Source organism: Halorientalis regularis, assembly GCF_023698535.1.
Classification (GTDB): Archaea; Halobacteriota; Halobacteria; order Halobacteriales; family Haloarculaceae; genus Halorientalis; species Halorientalis regularis.
Genome location: NZ_JALJCL010000009.1, coordinates 85,311 through 100,950, shown reverse-complemented (window position 1 = coordinate 100,950; position 15,640 = coordinate 85,311). Strand labels below are relative to the sequence as shown.

Genomic DNA, 15,640 nt, shown 5'->3' with positions numbered 1-15,640 from the left:
GCCGTCACCGCCCGCGCAACCCCACCACTCGCGTCTGGTCGTGGGCGGGAAACACGTCCTCGACGGCCCCGTCCTCGAACTCCTCGCGGATCACTTCGCGCAACTCCGCCTCGTAGTCGCCCTTGAGAATCTCCTCGCTCGGCCCCTCTTCGACGACCAGCCGCTCGTCCACGAGGTCGTCGACTGCACCGCGACCGAACCCCGACAGCGGCGCGATGTAGTCCACGTCGTGGCGGTCTTCGAGACTCTGGGCCTGTGCCCGCGAGACCGTCGGCACCCGGTCGTCACGGCGCGTGCCGTCCGCGACTGCAGAAAAGGACTCCCCCGCGACGACTTCGAGGACGTGATCGTGAACCTGCTGGATGCCGTTGCGCGGGAAGCCGTCCTCTACCATCTGCGCGGCGGCATCGCGAGCCACCGACTCGTCTACCTCCACCGTTTCCAGTGGAAAGTCCACCGCCTCGGCGGCCTCGCGGGCGTGGTCGGCGGCGTCGGTGATCCCGAACGTCGCCGACACGAGGGTGACCTCGTAGAACGGGTCCAGCACGAGCGCGGCCAGCGTCGAATCTTTGCCGCCGCTGTAGAGGACGCCGACGTCCATCTACCGGCGTTCGATGTCGAAACTCTTCGAGTCGGGCTTCAGCTCCGAGAGCAGGTCCTTCATCTTCTCCTCGTCGATCTTGCCCTGGATGCGCCCGCTCCGGGCCAGCGCGATGACCTGCTTTTCGACCTGCTCGCCGAACTGGGGCTTGGACATCTTCACCGTGTTCAGCCGCTTGCGCGCCCCGTCGGTCAGGTGCTGGCGGAGCAGGGCCTTCTTCTGGGCCTCGGCCTGCTGGCGCTGGGCCTCCTGTGCCTCACCGCCGCCCTGGCCCTGTTGCTGCTCGCGCAGCTTCTCCATTTTCTCCTGTCGCAGTCGTTCGAGTTCCTCGTCGTCGGGCTCGCCACTCATGACTACCCGACACTAGCTCGGTCAGCCGCAAAACCCTAACGGACCACCTTTTTACTGTGGGGGGATTCGCCGGAGGCGAACCCCCCTTGTAAAAACGTGGGCGAAAAAAGGCGCGAGCGCGACCGCCGGTCGCGCTCGCGAGGAACCGGCGGCCAGAGGCCGCCGGATGCTAGTTGCCCACCGCATCCGCTACGCCACAGCTACCGCACTGCGACCGCCACAGCTACCGCACCGCGACACCCGCCGCTACCCGTCCAGAGAAAACCGAGAAGATCGGCTCAGGCGTACCGTTCGAGTTCCGGCCGGTCGAGGTCTTCCAGAACTTCGCCCGCGGTGTCGTCGAGCAGGCTCTTGCCGTCGGGGGCGACCTTGCGGCCTTCGCCCTGGGCGATGTTGATGTAGCCGGCGTCTTCGAGCTGCTGGAGTGCGGTCCGGATGACCTTCCCGGAGCCGTCCGTGCTGTTCGGCGGGCGGACCCGGTAGCGGGTCGAGCCCTGCTTGGAACCGCCGTACTCGGTCCGGAGGCGCTCGACGCCGACGGGACCGTCGACGGCAACCTTCCGGAGCAGGCTGGCGGCGCGGCGCTGCCAGAAGTCCTCCTGCTCGGGGGGGAGTTCGCGACCGGCGCCGGTCTTGGTGTAGCGGGCCCAGTCGGGTGCTGTCACTGCCTCTTCCTCGGCGAGCTTCTCGGCGACCGCCTCGATGAGATCCTCGGCGGGCGCGTCGTAGAGCGTCGTCATTGCATCTCCGTTCCGCGCGGCGTCATAAAAGCGCATCGTTAGCGTCCCGTCGCAACCGTCACTCCGAGTTCGCCCGCCGTTTCTGGCTCCGCCGTGTCCAGATCGCGGCCGCGATCCCGCCGCCGGTGATCGTCGAGAGCCAGTACGTCGCGGCGCGGTGGATGAAGACGGCGGCGAACGCGGTCGACCCGGCGATACCGGTCGTCGCCACGAGTAGCGCGGCGAAGGCGGCCTCGATGCCGCCGAGTCCGCCCGGGAGCGGTGTCACCCCGGCGATGGAGCCGATCGGGACCACGATTATCACGGCGGCGAACGGGACGGTGACTCCGACGGCGTACGCGGCCACCCACAGCGCACTGGCGAGCGAGATCCAGCCCGCCAGCGAGAACCCGAGCGCCGTGATGATCGTCCGTCGACTGGCCGCCACGCGGTCGATGGCCTCGAAAAAGCCCTCGATGCGGCGCTCGATGACCGCGGGTTCGATGGGCTCTCGCCCGGGGACGAGACTCCCGACGCCGCGGATGACCGGTGTGAGAACGCGCACGACGGCGGCTTCGAGTTCGTACCGGTAGCGCCAGCCCAGGAAGGCGGCCAGGGGCACCGCCGTCGCGAGGACGGCGACGGCCCCCGCCGCCAACAGCAGGTTCCGACCCAGCGTCACCGTCTGGACGGCGATGTAACCCAGTCCGAGCGTCGCCAGCCCGATGGAGGGGACGAAGTGGAGCGCGTCCACCGACGCGATGGCCGCCAGGCCCGTCTCGTACTCGGTGTCGGCCGACTCGGAGATCAGCAGTGCCGACAGCGGTTCGCCGCCGGCCTGCCCGAACGGCGTGACGTTGTTCGCGAACATCGCGGAGACGAACACGAGGACGGCCCGTGGGGCACTGACGGGTGCGTCCAGCGCCCGCAGAACTGTGTGGAGCGCCATCCCCCACATGGTGAGCCAGCAGACCGCGACCGGCACGACCAGCAGTGCGATGGGGAGGCTCGCGGACCGCAACGCCTGCACCGTCTTGTCGATGCCGACGATCCAGAAGACGACCCCGAGGACGACGATGGCGGCGGCGAACCCGAGGGCCGTCGCTCCGCGCTCCCCGTCCATATCTCGCCCGTGGACCGGTCGTCGCTTGAAGCCTCCGACTCCGGTCCGAGGGGGTGTTTTCTTAACGGGCGGGTGCGATGACACCCTATGGACGAGCGGGCGGCCCTGTCGCTGCTGGCCGACGACCTCCCCGCCGCGGGCGACGACGCCGCCGTCGTCGGCGAGCAGGTCCTCACGACGGACATGCTCCACGACCGCAGGGACTTCCCCGACGGCACGACCAGGTACACCGCCGGCTGGCGGGCCGTCGGCGCGTCGCTGTCCGACGTGGCCGCGATGGGCGCCGAAGCTACCGCCGCCGTCGCGGTGTACGCCGCCCCCGACTTCGACCCCGAGGCGTTGCGCGCGTTCGTGCGCGGCGCGCAGGACGTGTGTGCCTACGTCGAGGCCGAGTACGTCGGCGGCGACCTCGACGACCACGAGGAGTTCACCGTCGCCACCACCGCTCTCGGTCGAACGGCCGACCCCGTCCGGCGCTCCGGTGCCGAATCCGGCGACGCCCTCTGTGTGACCGGGACGCTCGGCCGGAGCGGGGCCGCACTCCGCCTGTTCGAGCGGGGTGACCAGGAGTGGGCCAACGATCTCTTTCGGTTCACGCCACGGGTCGTCTCCGGACTGGCTATCTCCTCCTCTGCGACCGCGATGATCGACTCCAGCGACGGGCTGGCCCGGTCGCTCCACCACCTCGCCGACGCCAGCGACTGTGGCTTTGCCGTCGAGACGCCCCTGCCCATCGACGACGCCGTCGACGACGTGACCGACGACCCCGCCGACCGCCGCGAACTCGGCGTGTTCTTCGGCGAGGACTTCGAACTCGTGTTCACCGCGCCACCCGACAGTCTGCCGGGGCTCCGGGACGTGTGCGACGTGCCGATCACCCGGATCGGGACCGTCACCGATGGGTCCGCGGTCACGCTCGACGACGTGTCGCTCCCGGATCGCGGGTACACGCACGGCGAGGAATAAGAGTCCCTCAGACGCTGACGGGGACCGGCGTGAAGCAGGTCAGCCCGATCAGGAAGGTGACGGCACCCAGCGCGAACCGCTTCCTGTCGAGTCCGTCGTCGCTGATCGGCGTCGTCGGGCCGGCGTAGGCCAACCCGAGCGCGAGCGTCCCCCAGAGGAACCAGACCAGCGTCACGTCGCTGCTCCGGCCGAGCAACTGGAAGGCCCCCAGTCCGAACAGCGCGGCCGGCACGGCGGCACCGATGGTCTCGGTGCGCTCGCCGAACATCGCGCGGACGATGTGGCCCCCGTCGAGTTGTCCCACCGGGAGCAGGTTCAGGAAGGTCAGGAAAGCCCCGAGCCAGCCGCCGAAGACGACGGGATTGAAGATCAGTTGGGGGTCGCTGTAGACGAGTTGCTGGCCGGTCACGGCCGCGATAGCCTGCAACAGCAGTGGGTGGTTGAACTGCACGCCGAAGGGGTTGGTGACCGGCGGGAGGTGGAGCCCGATCACGGTGACGACGACGGTGGCGACCAGCCCCGCGAGCGGGCCGGCGATACCGATGTCGAACAGCGCCTCGCGGTCGGGGATCCGGCCTTTCATGCGGATGACCGCGCCCATCGTGCCGAAGGGTGGGATCGGCACGGGGATGAAGTAGGGAAGGCTCGCGTCGACACGGTGGTAGCGGCTCGTGACGTAGTGGCCGAGTTCGTGGGTGCCGATCACGCCGAGGACGGCCGCGGTGAAGGGCCAGGCACGGAGCGCGGAGGCGGGGTCGGCGACGGCGTTGCCCTGGTACCACAGCGAGCCGACGAACAGCGTGGTCGCCACTGTAGCCAGTGCGAGCGCGACGTTCGTCCAGGGAATCCCGTCGACGCCGACCGTCCGTGGCTCGGCGACCAGCGCGTACGTGCCGGGTCCTGTCGGGCCGGCCGGCTGGTGTCGTCGGAGAGAGATCTCGTACCCGTACTCGCGAAACAGGGGGTGGACCTCGCGTTCCAGGGCGTCGGCGGAGACGGTCGGACGGCCGACGTAGAGGAGCCTGTCGCCGTCGGTTCGGACCTCGTGGACGCGAAACACCGACGCGAACTCCTCGACGGGCGGGCCGTCCCCCGGCGTCCGGGCAGCCGCCATCGAACAGTAGTTACGGGTCGGTACTGTAAAAACCTCGTGTCGGCGTCGTGGCCGTTCGCAGGGCGTCGAACGGTCGGTGGTCGATTCGGCGGCGGGGCGTCGGGCGGGCGTGGTGTCCGATCAGACGGATTCGATGCGCCACGTGGTCGCACTCGTGTACGACCACTTCTCGATTTCCAGCTCGCTGGCGGAGTCTTTCAGCTTCACCATCAGCGCACCGATCTCCTTGGGCGACAGTCCGACTTCGTCCGCGATGAACTTGCTCTTGAAGTACAGCTCACCGTCCTCGGCCTTCCGGGAGAGGAAGGCCTTGAGTCGTTCTTCCTTGCTCGCGGTCTCGTCGTCCGTCGTGGAGGGCTGTGTGGTTGCACTCATCTGTGACACCTCATCCCTCCCTTCCGACCACGACCACATATAAAGCCAGGAACCTTCGCATCACTTCGGCGGTTTTAGCGACGCTTTGCGTTTGTCCGTCCGTGAACCGGTGTAAAACGAGTCTTTCAGAACGTTTCGAGAATAGTCGAGATGTTTTATAAAGCTCTTACACTCCGTCAGAGGCGGATCGGGAATCCATCGATCTAACTGTATGACGGGCGTCTCACACCAGGCATCTACCGGGTCGTATTGCCGATACTATCGTGGCGCGCGGCCGGGGTGACCGGCGAGCGCGCGGGCCACGACCGGTGGCTACTCCCGTTCGTGGACCCAGAACTCGTCGTCGACGGTGACCTCTTTCTTGAACAGCGGCACCTCGTCTTTGAGACGGTCGATGCCGTCCTCCACGGTCCGGAAGGCCTCGCGGCGGTGGCCCGCCAGTACGACGACGAAGACGATATCTTCGCCGTACTCGATGACGCCGGTGCGGTGGTGCAGCACCACGTCGAGGACGCCCTCGCGGTCTTCGAGTTCGGCCGCGATGGCTTCCATCCGGTCGTCGGCGACGCCCTCGTACTTCTCGAAGGCTAGGTACTCCGTCGGGTCGTCGTCGGGGGCGTCCCTCGCGCGGACGCGTCCAGTGAAGGTGGCGATGGCACCCGCTCGCTCGGCCCGCGGGGAACGCTTGACCCGCTCGACCAGCGATTCGAGCGTCTCGCGCGGTTCGGTCCCGGCCAGCGCGTCGAGAACGGCGTCGAGGTCCACGTCCTCGGCCGTCGGCGCGGCGGCCAGTTCCGGCCCGGCGTGGTCACGGTTGCCCAGCACGACCTGCGGGATGGCGGCGTCGCTGAACCCCTCGACGATGGCGTAGTCGTAGTCTGGGGCGAGCGCGTCCAGTGTGTCGTCGAGCGTGCGGTCCTCGCCCGTGGCGAACCAGCCCTCGTCGTCGGTGAGGCCGTAGGTCGTCGCCGCACCGGCCGTCCGGTGGCGTGCGGTGTCTTTCCCGTCGGTGTCGATGTCGGGCGCGTGCGTGAGGTGTTTGATCGTCGCCACACGGCCGCGCTCGGCCAGTCTGCCGGCGAGCCGTTCGACCAGCGTCGTCTTCCCCGAGTCCGAGGGCCCGACGACCCCGAGTATGTGCATACCTGCTTGTCGGGTCGCGCGGCGCATAGGCCTTCGGGACCGAGCGACCGGCCACCGCCCGGGTGGTCCCACTCCACGTCCGCCTGTGATGATTAAGGCCGTTAAATGAAAATATACACAATACTTAATCCTCGCCGATCTCACTCCATGCTTGTGTTATGAAAGTCGATAATCGCAGACGACGTACGTCGCTTATCGAATCATTTTTTGATATTCTAAACTTCCCCCTGCTGGGGGTTGGTGTCGCGTGACCGGACGGGCGACCGACATCGCCGATCCGGAGCGACGTGCGCTCGTGAACGCACGTGGCGCGCTGAAAGTCGTTCGGACGGCGTCCGTCTCCGTCGACGACGGACTGGGTGATATCGACGACAGGATGGCGACGCAGGCCGAGGAGATGCGTTCGGTCCTCGCGGACGTTTCGGATCTGAGTGCGACCATCGAGGAGATGGCCGCGAGCTCGCAGGAGATCGACGAACGGACGACCCGCGCGGCCGAAGCGGCGAGCGAGGGCCGTGCCGCCGCCGGGGCGGCGATGGAACGCATGGAGTCAGTCCGTGAGACGGGTGTCGCCGCCACCGAGGAGATGCAGCGACTCCAACAGCGGATCGACAGCATCGAGAGTGCGCTCGGGAACATCGACGATATCGCGGAACAGACCAATATCCTGGCGCTGAACGCGTCCATCGAGGCCGCCCGAACCGACGGTGACGGCGACGGGTTCGCCGTCGTCGCCGACGAGATCAAGGGACTGGCCGCCGAGTCACAGCAACTCTCGGACGATATCGCCACGACGCTGACCGAAGTCCGCGAGGCGACCGACGCGACCGTCTCCAGCCTCGACGAGGCCGTCGACGAGATCACCGCGAGCGCACGACAGATCGAACGAGCGGCCGACAGCCTGGCCGACGTGGCCGAGACCGTCGAGACCACGTCGGAGGACGTGGCCGCCATGTCGGCGACGACCGACGAGCAAGCCAGAGTCAGCGAGAGCGTCGCCGACCGGTGTGAGCGCGCGGCAGAGCGGACGGACGCCATCGAAGAAAAACTCGCCACCATCCGCGAGGCTCGGACCGAGCAGACCGCGATGCTCGGTGAAATCTCCGAGGCCATCGGCGATGCCGTCCCGCCGCTCGCTCCCGACACCGTCGAGACGGTGCCGACCGGAATCCCCGAACTCGACGAACGGGTCGACGGACTCGTCCGTGGTGGCCGCATCGTCCTCCGGTACGACGTGGGGTCGGTCGCCGATCTGGTCGCGGGACTGTGTTCGGCGGCACTTGCTACCGGTCTCGCCGTCTCGCTCACGCCGCCGCCGGGCCTCGACGAGGCGACGCTGGCCGAATCGCTCGAACGCCAGCCACGAACTGCACTCGAAAGTGACCGGCTGTTCGTCCTCGACGCGTTCGACGACTGGCGTTCCCGCCGGAACGTGTTCGATCTGTCGTCGTCCTCGCTGTCGACGGTCAACGAGCGGACCGTTCGGCGCCGCGATGCGCCCCTGCTGGTCGTGGGCAACGTCGCGGCGGAGATCCGGACGCTGGGCGAACAGCGGGCACGCGAGGCTCGCTACGAGAACGACGCCGGCGTCTTCGACGCTCGGGATACGGTCCTGAACGTCGTCGACGACGGGACCGTCGACGACACCTTCGGCGCGTTCTACGCCGGCGCGGCCGATCAGGTGTTCGAGCTGTCCCGTTCGGCCGGTGAACGTCGCCTCCAGGTCCGTACCTCCCCGACCGGCGGGGACGGCGCTACGGTTTCACTCACCGGTCTCGACAGTGTCCGACCATGACAGCTACCACACCGGAAGACCGATTCGGCCACCTGTTCACACTCATCGGCGATTCCGTCGTCGAGATCGAACTCGTCGACGACGAACCCATCGTGCGAACGGTCAACCCCGCGTTCGAGAACGTGTTCGGCTACGGCCGCGACCGGATCCGGGGCGAGTCACTCAACGACTTCATCGTCCCGGACGACTGCGCTGACGAGGCGACCCGCTTCGACCGGCGGACCGCCGCGAACAAACCCAACACGGGACTGGTGACCAGGATGACGACCCAGGGGCCTCGTGAGTTCCTCTATCGTGGGGTTCCGTACGAGCGGGACGCTGGGCAGTATGGTTTCGCCATCTACACCGACCTGAGCGATCAACGCCGGTACGAACGCCACATTCAGGTCGTCCACCGGTTGCTCCGACACGACCTCCGGACCGACCTGCAGGTGATCATGGGAACGGCGACCCAGGTGGTAGACCGAACGACGGACGACGAGATCGCCGCGCTCGCAGAGACCATCGCCGACCGTGCCGAGCGCCTCGCCACGGTCGGCGAGGAGGCCAAGACAGTCGAACGAATTCTGCTCGACGAACACGACCCCGAGCCCATAGACGTGGCGGGACTCTGCCGGACGGTCGCCGACACGGTGGCCCACACCTACCCGGAGACGAATATACAGGTGTCCACTCCGGACACGCAATCCGCCATCGGCGTCTCGCGGCTCAAAGAGGCCATCGAGGCCCTCCTCGACAACGCTGCCACGCACGGTGGTGACACCGTGGACCTGTCCGTCCGCCCGCACGGCGACCGGGTCGTCGTCGAGGTGATCGACGACGGGCCCGGTATTCCGAAGAACGAGCGGGCCCCCGTGTTCGAGGACAGCGCGATCACCAAACTCGAGCACGGGCGCGGGTTCGGTCTCTGGCTCGTCCGCTGGGTGGCCGAGATCTGCGGCGGCCACCTCGAATACGAGCGACACGACGGGCTGACGGTCGTCAGACTGCGGCTCCGGCCGGCCCGGACCGACGGCCAGCCGCCGGCGGCGGACACGGACCATGCCTCCGTCTCCCCGCTTGACAACCCTTAAGCCGGCAACAGGGCAACCGTGACGTAATGAAAGTCGTCGTCTCTATCGGCGGGAGCGTCCTCGCACCGGATCTCGATCCCGACCGGGTGCGCGCCTACGCGGACGTGGTCGAGTCGCTACTCGCGGCCGGCCACCGCGTCGGCGTCGTCGTCGGCGGTGGCACGGTCGCCCGCGACTACATCGCCTCGGCCCGGGAACTCGGAGCCAACGAGATGCAACTCGACCAGCTGGGCATCGGCGTCACGCGGCTGAACGCCCGCCTGCTCATCGCCGCGCTCGGCGAAGCGGCCGCACCGACGCCCCCCGAAACGTACGAGGACGCCGGGGCCGCCTTCCACCGTGGCGACGTACCGGTGATGGGCGGCGTCGCGGCCGCACAGACCACCGACGCCGTCAGCGCCGCGCTCGCGGAGTACGTCAACGCCGACCTGCTGGTCTACGCCACGAGCGTCCCCGGCGTGTTCAGCGCCGACCCCAACGAACACGACGACGCGACGAAGTACGCCGAACTCTCGGCCGACGAACTCGTCGACGCGATCGCCGACATCGAGATGGCCGCCGGGAGCAACGCCCCCGTCGACCTGCTGGCCGCGAAGGTCATCCAGCGGGCGAACCTCCGGGCCGTCGTGCTCGACGGCACCGACCCCGAGGCCGTCGAGCGCGCGATCCTCGACGACGACCACGACGGGACCGAGATCGTCCCGGGTGATGGGACGTGACCGACGACCGTGCACCACCCGCAATCGACGTGGACCTGGACGAGGACGCGATCTACGACCCCTACGCCGTCGGGACGAACGACCGGCGGGCCTTCTGGGCCGACGCCGTCGCGGACGCCATCCTCGAAACTGAGCCCGCCGACCCCATCGTGATCAAGGGCGGTGTCTCCCCTTCCGGCGTGCCCCACATCGGTCACTTCAACGAGATTCTGCGGAGCTACTTCGTGGCCGAGGCTCTCCGGGATCGGGGCCGTGAGGTCCGGCAGGTGTTCACCACCGACGACAGGGATCCGCTCCGAAAGATTCCCCGGACGCTCGCGGACCTCGGTTGGAACGTGGTCGACTTCGGCGACGACGCCGTCGACTCCGCCGCGGTCGGTCAGAACCTCGGCAAGCCCTACACCGACATCCCCGATCCGTTCGGCTGCTGTGACTCCTACGGCGCACACTTCTCGAACCTGTTGCTCGACGCGGCCGAACTCGTGGACGTGCCCATCGAGGTCGTCTCGAACACGGAGCTCTACGCGGCCGGCGAGTTCGAGCCCGTCACCCGTGACCTCCTCTCCCGGGCCGACGCGGCCCGCGACCTCCTGAGCGAGTACCAGGACAGCGTCGACGAGGACTACACACCCTTCACGCCCCGGTGTTCCGAGTGCGGGACGCTCACGGGCGAGGTCACGAGCGTCGACCTCGACGCCGGCGAAGTCGAGTACACCTGCACGGACCTGGAAGCCGGCGACCGGACGATCCAGGGCTGTGGCCACGAAGGGACGGCCACGCTCCGGGACGGCAAGCTCCCCTGGCGGTTCGAGTGGCCCGCCCAGTGGGACATCCTCGGGGTCGATTTCGAGCCGTTCGGGAAGGACCACGCCGAGGGCTCCTGGCCCAGCGGCGAGGATATCGCCCGGAACCTCCTCGATATCGACCCGCCAGTCCCGATGGTCTACGAGTGGTTCACGCTGAACGGCGAGGCGCTCTCCTCGTCGTCGGGCAACGTCGTCACCGTCGCGGAGGTCCTCGAACTGCTCGAACCCGCGGTGTTCCGGTACTTCTTCGTGAAGAACCCCCGGAAACAGCGGGATTTCAGCGTCGAGACGCTCGACCAGCTGGTCGACGAGTTCGACCGGTTCGAGCGGGTCTACTTCGGCGACGCCGAGCCACGCGACGAGACCGAGGCCGAACTCGTCGAGCGAGCCTATCCGATGATCGTCGATTCGGTGCCCCAGCAACAGCCCGTCCGGATCCCCTACACGTTCGCCGCGGTGCTGGGGATGACCGACGACTTGGAACTGCGAGAGACGATGGCCCGCAGGGAGGGCCACATCCCCGACGACGCGACGCCCGAGCAGGTCCACGCGGCCCTGTCCCGCGTCGAACAGGCCCGCGCCTGGGCCGAGCGGACCGACAACGAGTACAACTACCGGCTGGCCGAGGCCCTGCCGGACGTGGAGTTCGACGCGGCGACGGCCGCCGCGCTGGACGACCTGGCCGCGTTCGTCGCCGAGCACGACGACGGCGAGGAGATCCAGGGCGAGATCTACGAGGCCGCCAAGCGCCACGACATCGAGGTGAGCGACTTCTTCAGCGCAGGCTACCAGCTCTTTCTCGACACGGATCAGGGCCCGCGCCTCGGCCCCTTCCTCGCGGCGCTGGACGAGGCGTTCGTCCTCGACCGGTTGCGCCGGGAGGCCTGAGGGTCGTTCGCGGCTGGCCGCCCCTGCCCCGTGATCTCGCCTGATCTGTGCCGAACCAAACCCTCTTGACCGACAGGCCCCTCACTTCGAGCGATGGCAGACCTGTGGCTGTGGGTACTCGCCGGCATCCTCCTCTACACCCTGGCGATGATGGCATTGCGGACGCAAGGATGGCTTCCGAGCTACATCCGCGTGTCCGGTCCGATCACGACCATCCACACCCAGCGCGGGCGGGCCTTTCTGAACTGGCTCGCCAGCCCAAAGCGATTCTGGCGCGCCTACGGCAACTTCGGCGTCGGGATCGCCTTGGTGACGATGGGCGCGATGCTGGTCGTCGTGCTGACGGCCGCGGCCGGAAGCATCCTCTCGCCCGAAGCGACGCCCTCCGAGGTGCGCAACCCCCAGAACGTCCTCGTGATCCCTGGCGTCAACGAGTTCCTCCCGCTGTCGGCCGCCCCCGGAATCGTCTTCGGCCTCCTTGTCGGCCTCGTCGTCCACGAGGGCGGCCACGGCCTGCTCTGCCGGGTCGAGAACATCGACATCGACTCGATGGGACTGGCCTTCCTCGCCTTTATTCCCGTCGGCGCGTTCGTCGAACCCGACGAAGAGAGCCGCAACGAGGCCGACCGTGGCTCCCAGACCCGGATGTTCTCCGCCGGCGTGATGAACAACTTCGCGATCACCGTCGTCGCCTTCGCCCTGCTCTTTGGACCCATCGTCGGTTCCATCGCTGTCGCCGGCGGGACGCCGGTCGGCCAGTCCCTCCCCGGGTCGACTGCCCAGGAGGCGGGCGTCGAGCGCGGCGACCTCATCACGGCCGTCAACGGCACCGAAATCGTCGAACCCGGCGAACTGGAGACCGTCCTCCGCGAGACCGAGAGCCAGCGGGTCGCAGTCGAACTCAACGGTGAGCGGACGATCCAGGTGACCAGGGAGCCGACGATTACGGCGTCGATCCCGCAGGTGATCGACGGGCGCGGGAACGAGCGCGGGATCAACTGGAGCGAGCGGAGTCCGACCGACGTGGTCGCGGTCAACGGGACGAACGTCAGCACCGAACGCGAGTTCGAGCAGGCAGTCACGAACCACACCGTCGCGACGGTCGAGACCGAGAACGGCTCCGCAACGTTCCCCACCGGCGCGTTCGTGATCCGGGTCTTTGAGGACGGGCCGCTCGGGAACACGACGGCACCGACCGACCGGTACCTGATCGTCACTTCGGTCGCGGGCGAGCGGGTGATCGACCCCGCGACGCTGAGCGAGGCCCTGCGCGACGAGCAACCCGGAACCACGGTTGCGGTCGAGACGTACGTCCTCCGGGACGGGGACTTCGACCGGGAAGTCTACAACGTCACGCTCGATCCGCACCCGAACGAACCGGGTGGGTTCGTCGGCGTCGCACCCGCCCGCGGCGTGAGCGGTCTGGTCGTCAACGACTTCGGAATCAAGACCTACCCTGCCGAGGACTTCCTCGGACTCCTCCAGGGTGACGCCGGTGCCTTCGGCGGCCTGACGGACGGATCCGTACTCGGCCGCGTGTTCATGGTGTTGATCCTGCCCTTCATCGGCGTCCTCCAGCCACAGATCGGCTACAACTTCGCCGGGTTCGTCCCCGAGGTGGCCAACTTCTACACGACGACCGGATTGCTCGGTGGCCTGGGCAGCGGCGTCCTGATCGCGGCCAACATGCTGTTCTGGACCGCCTGGGTCAACCTCCAGCTGGGGATGTTCAACCTCGTCCCGACCTTCCCGCTGGACGGTGGCCACATCCTCCGGACCAGTTCGGAGGCGATCATCTCGCGGCTCCCCGTGGAAGGTGGTCGCCGGCTGACGACGACGGTCACCGTCTCGATCAGCCTCCTGATGCTGGCTGGCCTGTTCCTGATGATCTTCGGGCCCGGTCTGATCGCAGGCGGCTGACCGACCGGAGAACGGAAACCTCCTTACGGAGCCGTCCTAACGGACGCGTATGACTCAGCGTGACCCGCCGCCGACGGAGGAGGGATGGTACGCACTGCACGACTTCAGAACCATCGACTGGGACGCCTGGCGCGAGGCCCCCGAACGCCGTCGCCAGCGCGCACTCAGTGAGGGCATCGAGTACCTGCAGTCCCACGCCGCGCTCGAGGACGTAGCCGACCCCGGCGAATTCGGCGGCGGCCACACGGCCGTGTTCACCGTCGTCGGCCACAAGGCCGACCTCATGATCGTCCACCTGCGCCAGACGGTCGGCCAGGTCGAAGCCGCCGAACGCCGGTTCGAGCGGACGGAACTCGCCGCGTTCACCGAGCAGCCGACCTCCTACCTCTCGGTGACCGAGGCCTCGGGTTACACCGAGCGCGCCCGCGAGTACTTCGAGGGCGAGGTCGACGACGACTCCGGGCTGGCCCAGTACATCCAGCAGCGACTCCACCCCGAGATCCCCGACGCCGACCACGTCTGTTTCTACCCGATGAGCAAGCGCCGCCAGCCAGAACAGAACTGGTACGACCTGCCCTTCGACGAACGGGCCGAACACATGGCCCGTCACGGCGACATCGGCCGGAGCTACGGCGGCAAGGTCGAGCAGATGATCGCCTCCAGCGTCGGCTTCGACGACTACGAGTGGGGCATCACCCTGTGGGCCGACGACCCCACCGACATCAAGGACCTGCTCAACGAGATGCGTTTCGACCCCTCCAGCTCGAAGTTCGCCGACTTCGGCCCCTTCTACTTCGGCAAGCGCTTCCCGCCGGAAGACCTGGACGCCCTGCTCGCCGGCGAGCCCGTCCCGACCGACCGCGAGGCCGCCGACGCAAGCGGGTCTCCGCATGGCGAGGGCCACGGTGACGGCGACGCGGACGATCACGGCCACTCCCACGGCGGCGACGACCACGCCCACGGCGAGGCCGACGGCGACGACCACCCGCCGGCGACCGAGGCGAGCGACGACAGCGACGACGGCGACTCGGGGTCCTCGGGCGGCCGCCCCGACCCGGGCGACGCCGACATCGATGCAGACGACGAACTCGAAAGCAAACTCGCCAACCTCGGCCTGTTCCCCGGCCAGGACTACGACGAGGGGACCTACGGGCTGGTCTTCTACTCCGAAGCCGACGCGAGCGACCTGGCCGACGAGGTCGACGGCCTCCGGGGTAACTTCGACCACTACGACACGCACGTCCTCACGACCGTCCGCGCCAACGAGGGCCGGGCGGCCATCGCCAGCGTCTGGCAGACCGAAAGCGCCGCCGACACCGCCGCTGGCTTCCTGAACGACCTGGCGGGCATCGTCGAGGGGTACCGCGGGCCGCTCGGCGAGCAGGATGCCGACGACGAACCCGAGGCGGCCGGGACTGACGACGAGATCCGCGGCCAGCTGGTCGAGGAAGACATCTACGCCGGCCAGCCCCGCGGCGAGGACGTGTTCGCGCTGGTGCTCTACTCGGACGCCGATTCCCAGACGCTGTTCGCGGAGGTCGAGGATCTGCGGGAGAGCTTCGATCACTACGACAGCCACGTCAAAACCGCCGTCTACGACACCCGAGCAGAAGACAGCGACCGCTCGGCCGTCGTCTCCCTTTGGGAGACGGAACAAGCCGCCGAGAAGGCCGGTGGCTTCCTCTCGGACCTGCCGAAGGTCGTTGGCCGCGCCGGCGAACAGGACGGCTTCGGGACGATGGGGATGTTCTACACCGTCAAGCCCGACTACCGCGCGGAGTTCACCGACCGGTTCGACGACGTGGGTGAACTGCTCGCCGACATGGACGGCCACCGCGAGACGGCCCTGCTGGTCAACCGCGAAAACGAGAACGACATGTTCATCGCCAGCCAGTGGGACTCACAGGACGACGCGATGGCATTCTTCCGCTCCGAGGAGTTCTCCGAGACCGTCTCGTGGGGCCAGGAAGTCCTCGACGACCGGCCAAGACACGTTTTCCTGGCCTAGCATCTTTTTACTGCGGGGGGTTCGCGGAGCGAACCCCCG

Annotated in this window: 14 protein-coding genes; 7 read left to right on the top strand and 7 right to left on the bottom strand. The window is 67.9% G+C overall.

What is annotated here, in order from left to right:
* Positions 1-4 precede the first annotated feature (4 nt).
* From MU521_RS12985 to MU521_RS12970, 4 genes are all read right to left on the bottom strand, one after another.
* Complete coding sequence (locus MU521_RS12985; RefSeq protein ID WP_092691229.1) at positions 5-601, bottom strand: DUF7411 family protein; 597 nt, start codon at positions 599-601, stop codon at positions 5-7.
* The gene (locus tag MU521_RS12980; RefSeq protein ID WP_092661566.1) at positions 602-952 is read right to left on the bottom strand and encodes a DNA-binding protein; all 351 of its coding nucleotides are present in this window, start codon (positions 950-952) and stop codon (positions 602-604) included. It lies immediately after the preceding gene.
* A 278-nt stretch (positions 953-1,230) separates the two neighbouring features.
* Complete coding sequence (locus tag MU521_RS12975) at positions 1,231-1,692, bottom strand: 30S ribosomal protein S19e (protein ID WP_092691231.1); 462 nt, start codon at positions 1,690-1,692, stop codon at positions 1,231-1,233.
* Positions 1,693-1,750: 58 nt separating this feature from the next.
* Positions 1,751-2,794 carry a lysylphosphatidylglycerol synthase transmembrane domain-containing protein gene (locus tag MU521_RS12970; RefSeq protein WP_092691234.1) on the bottom strand — a complete coding sequence of 348 codons (1,044 nt, stop codon included), beginning with the start codon at positions 2,792-2,794 and terminating at the stop codon, positions 1,751-1,753.
* Between the two features lie 87 nt (positions 2,795-2,881).
* Here MU521_RS12970 and thiL point away from each other — a divergent pair, with 87 nt between their 5' ends.
* The gene (gene thiL, locus MU521_RS12965; protein WP_092691236.1) at positions 2,882-3,760 is read left to right on the top strand and encodes a thiamine-phosphate kinase; all 879 of its coding nucleotides are present in this window, start codon (positions 2,882-2,884) and stop codon (positions 3,758-3,760) included.
* 7 nt (positions 3,761-3,767) lie between these two features.
* Here thiL and MU521_RS12960 read toward each other — a convergent pair whose 3' ends face one another.
* The 3 genes from MU521_RS12960 to MU521_RS12950 form a co-directional block, all read right to left on the bottom strand.
* Positions 3,768-4,874: a site-2 protease family protein gene (locus MU521_RS12960; protein WP_092691238.1), complete on the bottom strand. Its 1,107-nt coding sequence runs from the start codon at positions 4,872-4,874 to the stop codon at positions 3,768-3,770.
* A gap of 120 nt (positions 4,875-4,994) precedes the next feature.
* A complete protein-coding gene (locus tag MU521_RS12955) occupies positions 4,995-5,249 on the bottom strand; it encodes a DUF7123 family protein (protein ID WP_092691421.1) in 255 nt (84 codons plus the stop codon).
* Positions 5,250-5,561: 312 nt separating this feature from the next.
* A complete protein-coding gene (locus MU521_RS12950) occupies positions 5,562-6,392 on the bottom strand; it encodes a molybdopterin synthase (protein ID WP_092691241.1) in 831 nt (276 codons plus the stop codon).
* A gap of 247 nt (positions 6,393-6,639) precedes the next feature.
* Between MU521_RS12950 and MU521_RS12945 the strand changes: the two genes are divergently transcribed.
* The 6 genes from MU521_RS12945 (at position 6,640) to MU521_RS12920 (ending at position 15,601) form a co-directional block, all read left to right on the top strand.
* Positions 6,640-8,187, top strand: a complete 1,548-nt coding sequence (locus MU521_RS12945) for a methyl-accepting chemotaxis protein (protein WP_092691244.1) — start codon at positions 6,640-6,642, stop codon at positions 8,185-8,187.
* Complete coding sequence (locus tag MU521_RS12940; RefSeq protein WP_092691246.1) at positions 8,184-9,260, top strand: ATP-binding protein; 1,077 nt, start codon at positions 8,184-8,186, stop codon at positions 9,258-9,260. The genes MU521_RS12945 and MU521_RS12940 overlap by 4 nt, the downstream gene beginning before the upstream one ends.
* A 26-nt stretch (positions 9,261-9,286) precedes the next feature.
* Complete coding sequence (pyrH, locus tag MU521_RS12935; RefSeq protein WP_092691248.1) at positions 9,287-9,979, top strand: UMP kinase; 693 nt, start codon at positions 9,287-9,289, stop codon at positions 9,977-9,979.
* A 50-nt stretch (positions 9,980-10,029) separates the two neighbouring features.
* Positions 10,030-11,673 carry a lysine--tRNA ligase gene (gene lysS, locus MU521_RS12930; protein WP_092691424.1) on the top strand — a complete coding sequence of 548 codons (1,644 nt, stop codon included), beginning with the start codon at positions 10,030-10,032 and terminating at the stop codon, positions 11,671-11,673.
* A gap of 93 nt (positions 11,674-11,766) precedes the next feature.
* Positions 11,767-13,593, top strand: a complete 1,827-nt coding sequence (locus MU521_RS12925; protein WP_092691251.1) for a site-2 protease family protein — start codon at positions 11,767-11,769, stop codon at positions 13,591-13,593.
* 49 nt (positions 13,594-13,642) lie between these two features.
* Complete coding sequence (locus MU521_RS12920; protein ID WP_092691254.1) at positions 13,643-15,601, top strand: heme-binding protein; 1,959 nt, start codon at positions 13,643-13,645, stop codon at positions 15,599-15,601.
* Positions 15,602-15,640: the final 39 nt, after the last annotated feature.

Excerpts from the sequence above, each read along its gene's own strand:
- MU521_RS12925 (WP_092691251.1), top strand. The coding sequence starts at position 11,767 with ATGGCAGACCTGTGGCTGTGGGTACTCGCCGGCATCCTCCTCTACACC.
- MU521_RS12950 (WP_092691241.1), bottom strand. The coding sequence starts at position 6,392 with ATGCACATACTCGGGGTCGTCGGGCCCTCGGACTCGGGGAAGACGACG.
- MU521_RS12985 (WP_092691229.1), bottom strand. The coding sequence starts at position 601 with ATGGACGTCGGCGTCCTCTACAGCGGCGGCAAAGATTCGACGCTGGCC.
- MU521_RS12920 (WP_092691254.1), top strand. The coding sequence starts at position 13,643 with ATGACTCAGCGTGACCCGCCGCCGACGGAGGAGGGATGGTACGCACTG.
- MU521_RS12940 (WP_092691246.1), top strand. The coding sequence starts at position 8,184 with ATGACAGCTACCACACCGGAAGACCGATTCGGCCACCTGTTCACACTC.
- thiL (WP_092691236.1), top strand. The coding sequence starts at position 2,882 with ATGGACGAGCGGGCGGCCCTGTCGCTGCTGGCCGACGACCTCCCCGCC.
- MU521_RS12960 (WP_092691238.1), bottom strand. The coding sequence starts at position 4,874 with ATGGCGGCTGCCCGGACGCCGGGGGACGGCCCGCCCGTCGAGGAGTTC.
- pyrH (WP_092691248.1), top strand. The coding sequence starts at position 9,287 with ATGAAAGTCGTCGTCTCTATCGGCGGGAGCGTCCTCGCACCGGATCTC.
- MU521_RS12975 (WP_092691231.1), bottom strand. The coding sequence starts at position 1,692 with ATGACGACGCTCTACGACGCGCCCGCCGAGGATCTCATCGAGGCGGTC.
- MU521_RS12970 (WP_092691234.1), bottom strand. The coding sequence starts at position 2,794 with ATGGACGGGGAGCGCGGAGCGACGGCCCTCGGGTTCGCCGCCGCCATC.
- MU521_RS12980 (WP_092661566.1), bottom strand. The coding sequence starts at position 952 with ATGAGTGGCGAGCCCGACGACGAGGAACTCGAACGACTGCGACAGGAG.
- MU521_RS12955 (WP_092691421.1), bottom strand. The coding sequence starts at position 5,249 with ATGAGTGCAACCACACAGCCCTCCACGACGGACGACGAGACCGCGAGC.